Below are 11,396 nucleotides of genomic sequence, written 5' to 3'. Positions count from 1 at the left end.
GGGGCGACCGCCCGGAAAACCAGGTTCCGCGGCCGGGGCGACGGTGCCCCGGCCGCGGAAGGACATGCTGGTCAGCCCGTCAGCCAGTTCTATCCGTCAGGCGATCTTGGCGATGACGGCGCGGACCTTCGTGGCGATCTCGTCCGGCAGCGGGGCGTAGCCGAGCTCCGTGATCGCGGCCTGGCCGTCCGCGGACGCGATGTAGGTCAGGAAGCTCTTGAGGAGCGGAGCCTGGTCGGCGGGAGTGCCAGCGGTGCAGGCGATCTCGTAGGTGGCCAGGTAGATCGGGTAGGCACCCTTGGTCGCCGTGGTGTAGTCGAAGGTGAGCTTGAGGTCGTCACCCTCGGCGACCTTGGCGGAGCTGATGCCGATCGAGGCGGCGTCGGTGCTCACCTCGACGAACTCGTCAGCGGCGTTGCCGATCAGCGCGGTCGACAGGCTGGCGTTCTCCGCGTAGGAGAGCTCGACGTAGCCGATCGCGTTCGGGGTGGACTTGACGGTCGAGGTCACACCGTCACTGCCCTTGGCGCCCTGGCCACCCGGCGCGGTCCAGTCGGAGCCGCCCTCGAAGGTCCAGTCGGACGCCGCGGCGCCCTTGAGGAACTTGGTGAAGTTGTCCGTCGTGCCCGAGCCGTCCGAGCGGTGGACCGACTGGATCGGAGCGTCCGGCAGGCTCGCGCCGTCGTTGTCGGCGACGATCGCCGGGTCGTTCCACTTGGTGATCGCACCAGAGAAGATCTTCGCGATGTTCGACGCGCTGAGGTTCAGCGTGTCGACGCCGTCGAGGTTGTAGATGAGCGCGATGGGCCCGACGACCATCGGGATGTCGACGGCCGCACCGCCGGTGCAGCGGGCGTCCGCCGCGGTCTTCTGGTCGTCCTTCAGCGCGGAGTCGGAACCCGCGAAGGTGATCTGCTTGTCGATGAACTGCTGGCGTCCAGTCGACGAGCCGGTGCTCTGGTAGTTGATGGTGGCGCCGTCACACGCGTCCTGGTAGGCCGAGACCCACTCGTCCATCGCGTTCTTCTGCGCGGAGGACCCCGACCCGGTGATCGACCCCTTGGCGCAGTCGATCGCGCCGGCGGAGGCCGTGGACGCGGTCCCGTCCGCCGTGTCGGTGTTGTCGTCCGAGCCACACGCGGCCAGAGAGAGCAGCGCCGCGGCGGCGAGGCCCGCGACGATCTGACGCTTGCCTAGGTTCACTAGCAATCCTTCGTCCATCTGGTTCGCGCCTCGCGGCGCGGATCTGGTCCCGCCCCCCGGATCGGGGTGCCGGCGAGAATCGAAGCGATGCCGAGTGAACGAAGGGTGAACATCGACGGACATGAACCGCACTCAAACAGGAACACATCCCGGCCATGGGTTTCGACACGAGTCGACAACCCACACACGACCCATTTAGCTACCTTCAGTAGTTGCACGCTACACACAGAGGCACCATGACCGGCGGTGGAACGGAGTCGTGAGCGCATGCGACAGGTTGCCGTCATCGGTCCGGGCGAGGCGACACCGGAGCAGGAAACCGACGCCGAGCGCCTGGGCGCGGGCCTGGCGAGGCTGGGGCTGACCGTCGTGACCGGCGGCCTCGGCGGCGTGATGGCCGCGGCCTCGCGGGGCGCCCGGGCAGCCGGCGGGCGGACCCTGGGCCTGCTTCCAGGCAACGATCCGGCCACGGCCAACCCGTGGATCGACGTCGTCGTTCCCACCGGTCTCGGGGAGGCACGGAACGCGCTCGTGGTCCGTTCCGCCGCCGCGGTGGTGGCCGTCGGACACGGCTGGGGCACGCTGTCCGAGGTCGCCCTGGCGTTGCGGACGGGCGTCCCCGTCGTGAGCCTGCGAAGCTGGGCGCCGACGCCGCCGGCGGGCGACCCGAGGCACCGCGATCAACCGACGTCGGTCCAGGTGGCCACCGGCGTAACGGACGCGCTCGCGCGGGTCCAGGCTGTTCTCGAAGCCGCCGCGCCCTGAGCGGGCCTATCGCGCGCCGCGGGTCGCGTGGTCTCTCGCGTGACGTCTCGTCGGCAGGCCGGCGTGGGTCCCCGTGGCGGCCCGCCGACGAGACCACCCCCAGACACAAGGTCGCGCACACCGCTTACAAGACACTGCGAACGCACCATTTCGGACTTCTGATTACGCATACGAACCGGACTTTCGTCCCGCGTCACCAGACGTCCAACTCTGACCGGAGATCGTCCCTTGCCTTCCCGGCCAGCCGGCCGTTTGCTATAAAGCAAACAAGCGGTAGCTGACAGCATTGCCTCATAACCGCAGAGTCAGGAGGTGGTTCAGGCTCGACCCGAACGCACGTCACGGCGACGACGACGCCCCTCCGGTCTCACCCGGACTCGCCAGGGAACCACCCGGAACTCCCGCGAGCTCGGCGACGGCGCTGCCAGCCGTCGCCATCGCGTCGCCGATCGTTCATGTCGAGTTCGGTCGCCGGTCACCGCAAGCACCGGGTGCCGCCGACCGCGCTCCGCCCGCCGAACAGGCCCGGCCGGCACCGGCTGTCCGACGGAACCCCCAGCTCCACCGGTCAGCCCCACAGCCGGGACCAGGTCCCGCCGGCGGGACCAACGCGCGCTGAACACACCTGTCTCCGATCCCGCCCGCGACACCGAAGTCGGTGGACCGCCAGCAACAGGAAGGCAGCATGCACGATGAACACCGTCGACACCGGTGAACTCATGCCGGAACCCAGACCCGTATCCGGAGGTCCACCGCCGTCGCTGGCGGAAGTCGTCACGGTCCGGAACGGGTTACTGGTGGAGCACGAGCTGGTCCTCGCCCCCGGCGCGACGGCGGCCGACCTGACCAGCGCCATGATCCTGGTCCCGCCCGCCGCCGCCCTCGTCAGCCACCACGGTGACGTGGACCTCTCCCTCATCTTCCGCGAGGTCCCACGCCCGGATCCCGAGGACGCCGTCGCGCACCACTGAGCCGTCCGCCGAGCCGTCCGCCGGCCGGCCGCGGACGGACGGCTCACCAGCGGACGGCTCGGCAGCGGACAGCGCGGCAGAGGTGTCGCCGGCACGCTGTCCCGGCCGGGGCCCGCCGCATTCCGCGAGCGGTGGGTGCCCCCTTCCCATCGGCCGGTGACGCGCTGGTGACCCACCCGCGGCCGGCGGCCGGGGCAGGTCGCCAGGTCGGGGCCAGGCAGGCTGCCGGGCCCCGACGACCGTCCGCCCGCCGTCTTCCCTTGATCTGTACGAAGTGTGGCGGGTCAGTAAGTCCATGGACTTACTGACCCGCCACATTTCTGTGAGCAGGTCCCGTTTCGGCCGCCAGGCCGCGGTTCAGCCGCTGGGCCCGGCTTCGGGGATCAGGCCCGCGCTCTGGTGCCGAGCAGCTCCTCGCCGGTGCCCTGAGGGGCTCCTCAGTAGTGCCCGGAGGTGGGAGCCCGCCCTGCTGGAGGTGGGAGCTCGCCCTGATTGTCGGACCTACCGGCTACGGTGGCCGCCATGTCGTCTACAGGTCCCGCGGCGCGGTCCGGTGCGGGCGCAGGGCGTGCCTCCTCGCGGGCGGGCGCGGGTTCCCGCAACCCCGCGGGTGGTTTCCGGTGCTCGGCCTGCGAGGCCGAGGCCGTTCGGTGGGCCGGCCGGTGCCCGCGTTGCCAGGCCTGGGGCACCCTCGAGGCGCAGGCACCCGCCCCCCGCCGGGCCGGCGGGTTCTCGGGTGGGCTGGGTGGCACCGGTCGCATCGGGGCCGCGGCCCCGGTGACGGCGCCGGCCACCCCGGTCACGGCGGTCGACGTGACGACCGCCCGCTCGCGGCCCACCGGCATCGGTGAGCTTGATCGCGTGCTCGGCGGCGGGATCGTCCCCGGGGCGGTGATCCTGCTCGCCGGGGAGCCGGGTGTGGGCAAGTCGACCCTGCTGTTGGAGGTCGCCGCCCGCAGCGCGGCCACCGGGTCGCGCTCGCTCATCATCACCGGGGAGGAGTCCGCCGCCCAGGTCCGCCTGCGCGCCGGGCGGACGGGCGCGCTGCATCCCGATCTCTGGCTGGCGGCCGAGACCGATCTTGGCGCGGTGCTCACCCATGTCGAGCAGGTCCAGCCGGCCCTGCTGGTCGTCGATTCGGTGCAGACCATCTCCTCCTCCGGCTTCGACGGGTCGGCCGGCGGGGTGACGCAGGTGCGCGAGGTGACCGGCGCCCTGATCCGCACCGCCAAGGCGCTGGGCCTGGCGACCGTGCTGGTCGGCCACGTGACGAAGGAGGGCGCCGTGGCCGGGCCGCGGCTGCTCGAGCACCTGGTGGACGTCGTCGTGCACTTCGAGGGCGAACGGCACTCGACGCTGCGTCTCCTCCGGGCCGGCAAGAACCGCTACGGCCCGGCGGACGAGGTGGGCTGCTTCGAGATGCACGACTCGGGCATCCGCGAGGTCGCCGATCCCAGCGGGCTGTTCCTGTCGCGGTCCGGCGGCGCCGGGCCGGCGGCCGTACCCGGCACCTGCGTCACGGTGACGGTGGAGGGCCGGCGTCCGCTGGTCGCCGAGGTGCAGGCACTGGTGGCGGAGGCGTCGGCGCAGGTGCCGCGCCGCGCGGTGTCGGGGCTGGACGCCGCCCGGGTGGCGATGATCCTCGCCGTCGTCGAGCGGCGGGCGCGGGTCCGGTTCGGCCGCGCGGACGTCTACACGGCGACGGTCGGCGGGGTTCGGCTCGCCGAGCCGGCGGCGGATCTGGCGGTGGCGCTGGCCACGGTGAGCGCCGCCCGCGACCGGCCGCTGCCCGGTGATCTGGTGGCGATCGGCGAGGTGGGCCTGGCGGGCGAGGTGCGTTCGGTGGGCGCGGTGCGTACGCGGCTCGCCGCGGCGGCCCGATTGGGCTTCCGCCGGGCGCTCGTGCCGACCGGGTCCGGAGAGGCGCCGGAAGGGTTGACCGTCCAGGAAGTACCGGACCTTATCGCGGCCATTGCGCACATGTACGACGAATGAACCTGCTTTGGTGATTGCCGGATATGGTGAGGCCGCTGTGAGCCCACACTGATCCGCATGCGACTTACCGATACCATTACGGCGACGGGCACGACACGGTGGGGGCGTTCGACGCACAGGACGTCGAAGAACAACGAGGGAGCCTGATGGCAGGACCACCCGGGGATGACATCTTCCGGGCGACACTCGCCGCGGTCGCGCCCGGTACCCCGTTCCGTGACGGTCTCGAGCGCATCCTGCGTGGGCACACCGGAGCGCTCATAGTGCTCGGCCACGACAAGGTCGTCGAGGGCCTGTGCACCGGCGGATTCGAGCTCGACGTGGAGTTCTCGGCCACCCGCCTGCGCGAGCTGGCGAAGATGGACGGCGCGATCGTGCTCTCCTCCGACCTCGCGCGGATCGTGCGGTCCGCCGTGCACCTCGTCCCGGATCCGACGGTCCCGACCGAGGAGTCCGGCACCCGGCACCGCACCGCGGAGCGGGTCGCGAAGCAGACCGGCTTCCCCGTGATCTCGGTCAGCCAGTCGATGCACATCATCGCTCTGTACGTGGCGGGGCGGCGGTACGTGCTCGACGGCGCCGCGGCCATCCTCTCCCGCGCCAACCAGGCGCTGGCCACGCTCGAACGCTACAAGCTGCGCCTCGACGAGGTCGCCGGCACCCTCTCGGCGCTGGAGATCGAGGATCTGGTCACCGTCCGTGACGCGATCTCGGTGAGCCAGCGGCTGGAGATGGTCCGGCGGATCGCCGACGAGATCGAGAGCTACGTCGTCGAGCTCGGGACGGACGGCCGGCTGCTGTCGCTGCAGCTCGAGGAGCTGATGGCCGGCGTCGAGACCGAGCGCGAGCTCACCGTGCGCGACTACCTGCCGGTCGGCTCGCGGGCGGGCAACGCCGCCCAGGTGCTCGCCGAGCTGTCCGCGATGTCACCGACGGACCTGCTCGACCTGACCGTCATCGCCCGGGTGATCGGCTTCTCCGGCGGGGCGGACATCCTCGACCGCCAGATCAGCCCGCGTGGCTACCGGATGCTGGCCAAGGTCCCGCGCCTGCCGCGGATGGTGGTGGACCGCCTCGTCGACCACTTCAGCACCCTGCAGAAGCTGCTCGCCGCCGGGGTCGACGACCTCCAGGCGGTTGACGGCGTCGGTGAGACCCGCGCCCGCGCGGTCCGTGAGGGGCTCTCCCGGCTCGCGGAGTCGAGCATCCTCGAACGCTACGTCTGAGAGCGCCGCGGTAGGCGGTGCGGTGGCGGGAGGCGGCCGCGGGCGGGCTGAGGGCCGGCGGTGGGCGGTGTGCCGGGGCTTGAGACGATTCCCGCGATGACATCCGTGCGAATGGCTGACGAGGTGCTGGAGTGGTTCGCGGTCTGTGCCCGCGACCTGCCCTGGCGGCGGCCCGAGACGACGCCGTGGGGCGTCCTCGTCAGCGAGATCATGTTGCAGCAGACGCCGGTCAACCGGGTCCTGCCGGTCTGGGCGGAGTGGCTCAGCCGCTGGCCGACACCGGCCGACCTCGCCGCGGAGCCCTCCGGTGAGGCCGTGCGGGCGTGGGGGCGCCTCGGCTACCCCCGCCGGGCTCTGCGACTGCACCAGGCCGCCACCGCGATGCTGGAACGGCACGGCGGCACCGTCCCGGACGAGCTTGACGACCTGCTGGCACTGCCCGGTGTCGGGAGCTACACGGCCAGGGCCGTGGCGGCGTTCGCCTTCCGGCAGCGCCACGCCGTGATCGACGTGAACGTCCGCCGCCTGGTCGCCCGGGCTGTCGAGGGGGTCGCCGAGGGACCGACGTCGGTCTCCCGGCGCGACCTCGCGCTGGTCGCCGACCTGCTGCCGGCGGACCCGGAGACCGCGGCGCGGGCGAGCGCGGCGTTCATGGAGCTGGGCGCGCTGGTCTGCGTGGCCCGGGCGCCCCGCTGCGCCGCGTGCCCCGTCCGGGACGGGTGCGCGTGGCTGGCGGCCGGCAGCCCGCCCTTCGAGGGCCCGGCCCGGCGCCCGCAGGGCTACGCCGGGACCGACCGCCAGGTGCGCGGCCGTCTGCTGGCCGTGCTCCGGGAGGCGACCGGGCCGGTCGAGCAGGCCGACCTCGACGCGGTGTGGGACGAGCCCGTCCAGCGCGACCGGGCGCTCGCCGGGCTCCTCACGGACGGCCTGGTCAGCCGGACGGCGCCGGGCGTCTACGCCCTTCCACACTGACGCCCCGGGCCTCCCGCCCGGACGCCGCAGCCCTCTTTCGCATTCCGCGGACCATTTCACGGCACTTCGGCGGCACGGAAGTGCCGTGAAATGGTCCGCCCCGAAATCAGGTCGGGCGCGGAGCGGGAGCCCGAAAGCGATATCCGATCCCGCGGATGCTCTCGATGAGCGGCGGATGAACGTCGATGAGGCCACGGGAAGTCACAACCGGGCGCGACGACACGCCGGGAGCGTCGGCGGAGTCGTGTCGCTGCGCGGCGGCGCCGTCGGCCGCGCCGGAGATGGAGTCCCCGAGGCGGCGGCGCAGGCGGCGCACGTGCACCGCCAGCGTGTTCGGGTCGGTGTCGGCCGAGCCCCAGACCTCGGTGAGCAGGGTCTCCCTGGTGACGACCCGCCCGGCGTGCCCGAGCAGCAGGTGCAGCAGCCGGAACTCCCGTGGCGGCATGTGGACGGCGCGGCCGTCCACGGTGACCTCGTGCGCGTCGACGTCGAGAACGACCGGCCCGGAGCGCAGCACGCTCGATGCCGCGGGGACCGCCAACACGCCGGCCAACCCTGGCCGGCCCGTGCCGCCGGCGGTGAGGAGCCCGCCGAAGCCGCCGGCGCCCTCCGGGCCTCCGGACGAGCCGGCGCGGCCCGCGGCCGGCGTCATCCGGGTGCCTGAACCGCTCAGACCGCCCGAGCCGTCCAGGCCGGCCGTGACGGCCGCCAGGCCGCCGACGGCACCGACCATCGCCAGCACCTCGTGCAGGCGGTACGGCTTGCCCACGCAGGCGCTCGCCCCGGCCTCGAGCGCCGCCGCGGCCTGTTCCCGGTCACCGGGGCCGACCGCGAACAGGATGGGCGTGGTGTCCCGGCCCGCCACCGAGCGGACCGTGCGGATCACGGTGACGCCGTCCACCACCGGCAGCCGTGCGCTGATCAGCACGGCCGACGGGTCGAGCCGACCGATCTCGACGAGGGCCTGGGCGCCGTCGGTGACGACGCTGACCTCCACGCCCCGGCCGCGCAATGCCGGTAGCAGTTCGTCGTTCGCCTCGTCGTCGGCTATGAGCAGCGAGGGCGAGGGCTGCCCGTGATCTGGCGCGGCGGAGGCGACCGCACCGTCGCCCCCGCCGCTGGCCGTCGGCCACACGTCGGGAGATCTCAGCCGAACCGCCCGGAGACGTAGTCCTCGGTGCGCTTCTCCTTCGGGTTGCTGAAGATCTGCGAGGTGCGGTCGCATTCCACCAGCCGTCCCGGGTCGCCGGTCTTCTCCAGGGAGAAGAAGGCCGTCGTCTCGCTCACGCGGGACGCCTGCTGCATGTTGTGCGTGACGATGACGATCGTGTAGCTGGACCGGAGCTTCTGGATCAGGTCCTCGATCGCGAGGGTGGAGATCGGGTCGAGCGCGGAGCACGGCTCGTCCATGAGCAGCACCTGCGGCTCGACGGCGATCGCGCGGGCGATGCACAGTCGCTGCTGCTGGCCTCCGGACAGCCCGGCGCCGGGCCGGTTGAGCCGGTCCTTGACCTCGTCCCACAGGTTGGCGCCGCGCAGCGACTCCTCGACCCGCTCGTCGAGCAGTGCCTTCTTGCGGATGCCGTTCAGCTTCAGCCCGGCGATGACGTTCTCGTAGATCGACATCGTGGGGAACGGGTTGGGCCGCTGGAAGACCATGCCGACGTTGCGGCGGACGTTCACCGGGTCGACCCCGGGGCCGTACAGGTCCTCCCCGTCGAGCAGGACCTTGCCCTCGACCCTGGCTCCGGGGAGGACCTCGTGCATCCGGTTGAGCGTCCGCAGGACGGTCGACTTCCCGCAGCCGGACGGGCCGATGAAGGCCGTCACGGTCTTGGGCTCGATCGTCAGGTTCACGTCGGCTACGGCCTTGAACTTCCCGTAGTAGGCGGTCAGCCCGGAGATGTCGATACGGGTGGCCATTGCTACCTCGACTCAGGTGTTTGTGCGGTCGGTCGGTTCGTGGAAGAAGGCAGTACCCGGACTGCCGACTGGCGCCCTGGGCGGACGACGACGGCCACCACGGGCTACTTGATCGTCGCCCGGCGCGCCACGAGCCGAGCGAGCAGATTGAGCAGCATGATGATGATAATCAACGTGAGCGCCGCGGCCCAGGCTCTGTCGATCGCGACCTGCTGCGGCTGTCCGGCCTGTGAGTAGATGTACAGCGGAAGGGCCGACTGTTCACCGGAGAACGGGTTGAAGTTGATCGAGTTCGCGCCGAAGACGGTCAGCAGCAGCGGCGCCGTCTCGCCGGCGACCCGGGCGACGGCCAGCATGACGCCGGTGACGATTCCCGGCAGCGCGGTCGGGAGCACCACCTTCAGAATCGTCCGCCACCGGGCGACACCGAGCGCATAGCTCGCCTCGCGCAGCTCGTCGGGAACGAGTTTCAGCATCTCCTCGGCGGAGCGCACGACCACCGGAATCATGAGGATCGTCAGGGCGAGGGCACCGGCGAAACCGGAGAAGCTCTGCCCCAGCGCGAGAATCCAGAAGCCCAGCACGAACAGACCGGCGATGATCGACGGGAGGCCGGTCAGGACGTCCACGAAGAAGCTGATCACGCGGCTGATCCGGCCGGTTCCGTACTCGACCAGGTAGATGGCGACCAGCAGCCCGAACGGCACCGCCATGACGCTCGCCAGCCCGACCTGCTCGAGGGTCCCGATGATCGCGTGGTAGACGCCGCCGCCGGCCTCCCGGGCATTGATGCTGCGCATCGAATGCGTGAGGAAGTTCCCGTCCAGCCGCTCCGCGCCCCGCGTCACGACACTGATGATGATCGCCAGCAGCGGGATGAGCGCGAGGAGGAACGAGCCGAACACGGCCGAGGTGACGAGCCGGTCCCGCGCCCGCCGTGACCCCTCCACCATGACCGACGCGATCGTCTGCCCGATGCCGAACAGGATCAGCGCGATGAGGACGAACTGGATCCGGCTGTGGATGGAGGTCACCAGGTAGAGCAGGAGGGTCAGCACGACCGCTCCCGCAGCGATGGCACCGAGTACCGGCCGACCGAGCGTCTGCCCGCGCAGGTTCAGCGAACCGTCACCGACCGGAGCCGTCGGCGCCGTCGTCGTCGCGGTGCTCATGCCGCGCGTCCCGAGAACTCGGCACGCCGCGCGATGACGGCTCGAGCAATCATGTTGACCACCATCGTGACGACGAAGAGAACGAGACCGGACGCGATGAGAGCGCCCTTTCCGATGTCGTTTGCCTCACCGAAGCCGTTCGCCACGTTCGCGGCGATCGTGTTTCCGGCGGGAGTGAGGATGTTCCAGGAGATGTTGAAGGAGGCCGGCAGGACGAGGGCGACCGCGATCGTCTCGCCCATCGCCCGGCCGAGACCCAGCATGGAAGCGCTGATCACACCCGGCTTGCCGTAGGGAATGACCGCCGTCCGGATCATCTCCCAGCGGGTGGCGCCGAGCGCGAGAGCAGCCTCACGATGAGTGATGGGCACCTGGGAGAAGACCTCCCGGGATATCGCCGCCACGATCGGGAGAATCATGATTGCCAGCACCACGCTGGCCAGGAACATCGAACGTCCGACCGTGCTGTCATCGATGTTGAAAAGCGGGATCCAGCCGAAGTAGTCGGCCAGCCAGGACTGCGTCCCGTTGAAGTGCGGAGCGAGGACGATCAGGCCCCAGAGACCGTAGATGACGCTCGGCACGGCCGCGAGCAGGTCGACGATGAAACCGAGCCCGGAGGCCAGCCGGCGAGGCGCGTAAATCGTGATGAAAAGCGCGATGCCGACCGCGACCGGAACCGCGATGACCAGCGCCCCCACGGCGGAGACCAGAGTTCCGAACAGGAGGGCGGCGACACCGAAGACGGGCGGGTCGGCGTTGGCCCGCCATTCCTCCGTGGTGAGGAAGTTCCCGGTGTTCGCGCTCAGGGCGTCGGTGGCCCGCAGCACCAGGAAGATCGCGATCAGCGCGATGAGCACGAGCAGGCTGACGCCCGCCGTCCTGGTCAGGTTCTTGAACGCGACGTCGGCCAGGCCGACCTTCGGCTTGGCGTCCGCCGGCGGTGTGATGCCCGGTGGCACGAGTTCCGGCGGCGTTGTGCCCGGCGGTGTCGCGCCCGCCGCTGTGATGTCCGTCGACGTGGTGCTCGTCGGCGCGGCCTCCGCCGCTGGTGCGGTGGCCGCCTCCGGGGTGGTCGGTGAACCGGTCCCCCGAGACCCGGCGTCGGCCGGGCTACCCGGCTCAGTCGTCATCCGTACCTACCTCGACTCTTCCTCCCTCAGGGGGCG

General features: G+C 71.2%; 10 protein-coding genes. 5 read left to right on the top strand and 5 right to left on the bottom strand.

All coding sequences use genetic code 11. The annotated features are described in order from the left end of the window. Positions 1-96: 96 nt before the first annotated feature. Positions 97-1,203, bottom strand: coding sequence for a phosphate ABC transporter substrate-binding protein PstS (gene pstS / locus FMEAI12_RS29455; protein ID WP_112108606.1), 1,107 nt, complete (start codon positions 1,201-1,203; stop codon positions 97-99). 267 nt (positions 1,204-1,470) lie between these two features. Between pstS and FMEAI12_RS29450 the strand changes: the two genes are divergently transcribed. The 5 genes from FMEAI12_RS29450 to FMEAI12_RS29430 all read left to right on the top strand — a co-directional run bounded on the left by FMEAI12_RS29450 (position 1,471) and on the right by FMEAI12_RS29430 (position 7,132). After that, a complete protein-coding gene (locus FMEAI12_RS29450; protein WP_071065786.1) occupies positions 1,471-1,968 on the top strand; it encodes a TIGR00725 family protein in 498 nt (165 codons plus the stop codon). Between the two features lie 797 nt (positions 1,969-2,765). Next, positions 2,766-2,939: a hypothetical protein gene (locus tag FMEAI12_RS38790; RefSeq protein WP_235014764.1), complete on the top strand. Its 174-nt coding sequence runs from the start codon at positions 2,766-2,768 to the stop codon at positions 2,937-2,939. A 522-nt stretch (positions 2,940-3,461) separates the two neighbouring features. Beyond that, positions 3,462-4,934 carry a DNA repair protein RadA gene (gene radA, locus FMEAI12_RS29440; protein WP_200835460.1) on the top strand — a complete coding sequence of 491 codons (1,473 nt, stop codon included), beginning with the start codon at positions 3,462-3,464 and terminating at the stop codon, positions 4,932-4,934. 146 nt (positions 4,935-5,080) lie between these two features. Then, positions 5,081-6,160 (top strand): DNA integrity scanning diadenylate cyclase DisA, encoded by a 1,080-nt coding sequence (gene disA / locus FMEAI12_RS29435; RefSeq protein ID WP_112108607.1) that lies wholly within the window; start codon positions 5,081-5,083, stop codon positions 6,158-6,160. Positions 6,161-6,256: 96 nt separating this feature from the next. Next, the gene (locus FMEAI12_RS29430; RefSeq protein ID WP_235014762.1) at positions 6,257-7,132 is read left to right on the top strand and encodes an A/G-specific adenine glycosylase; all 876 of its coding nucleotides are present in this window, start codon (positions 6,257-6,259) and stop codon (positions 7,130-7,132) included. Positions 7,133-7,238: 106 nt separating this feature from the next. On the opposite strand, the gene FMEAI12_RS29425 is transcribed toward FMEAI12_RS29430, so the two are convergent. The 4 genes from FMEAI12_RS29425 to pstC form a co-directional block, all read right to left on the bottom strand. After that, entirely contained in the window at positions 7,239-8,267 is a 1,029-nt protein-coding gene (locus FMEAI12_RS29425) for a response regulator transcription factor (RefSeq protein ID WP_112108603.1), read from the bottom strand. A gap of 11 nt (positions 8,268-8,278) precedes the next feature. Then, complete coding sequence (pstB, locus tag FMEAI12_RS29420; protein ID WP_112108602.1) at positions 8,279-9,055, bottom strand: phosphate ABC transporter ATP-binding protein PstB; 777 nt, start codon at positions 9,053-9,055, stop codon at positions 8,279-8,281. Between the two features lie 104 nt (positions 9,056-9,159). Beyond that, a complete protein-coding gene (gene pstA / locus FMEAI12_RS29415; protein WP_112108601.1) occupies positions 9,160-10,227 on the bottom strand; it encodes a phosphate ABC transporter permease PstA in 1,068 nt (355 codons plus the stop codon). Beyond that, complete coding sequence (gene pstC / locus FMEAI12_RS29410; protein ID WP_112108600.1) at positions 10,224-11,360, bottom strand: phosphate ABC transporter permease subunit PstC; 1,137 nt, start codon at positions 11,358-11,360, stop codon at positions 10,224-10,226. Before pstC ends, pstA begins: the two co-directional genes overlap by 4 nt. Positions 11,361-11,396 lie beyond the last annotated feature (36 nt).

Source organism: Parafrankia sp. Ea1.12 (genome assembly GCF_900465275.1).
In the GTDB taxonomy this organism is placed as follows: domain Bacteria; phylum Actinomycetota; class Actinomycetes; order Frankiales; family Frankiaceae; genus Parafrankia; species Parafrankia soli.
This window is presented reverse-complemented; position numbering and strand designations above follow the sequence as displayed.

Bases quoted from the DNA above. Each gene is read 5' to 3' on its own strand.
- FMEAI12_RS29450 (WP_071065786.1), top strand. From the start codon at position 1,471: ATGCGACAGGTTGCCGTCATCGGTCCGGGCGAGGCGACACCGGAGCAG.
- radA (WP_200835460.1), top strand. From the start codon at position 3,462: ATGTCGTCTACAGGTCCCGCGGCGCGGTCCGGTGCGGGCGCAGGGCGT.
- disA (WP_112108607.1), top strand. From the start codon at position 5,081: ATGGCAGGACCACCCGGGGATGACATCTTCCGGGCGACACTCGCCGCG.
- FMEAI12_RS29430 (WP_235014762.1), top strand. From the start codon at position 6,257: ATGACATCCGTGCGAATGGCTGACGAGGTGCTGGAGTGGTTCGCGGTC.
- pstB (WP_112108602.1), bottom strand. From the start codon at position 9,055: ATGGCCACCCGTATCGACATCTCCGGGCTGACCGCCTACTACGGGAAG.
- pstA (WP_112108601.1), bottom strand. From the start codon at position 10,227: ATGAGCACCGCGACGACGACGGCGCCGACGGCTCCGGTCGGTGACGGT.
- pstC (WP_112108600.1), bottom strand. From the start codon at position 11,360: ATGACGACTGAGCCGGGTAGCCCGGCCGACGCCGGGTCTCGGGGGACC.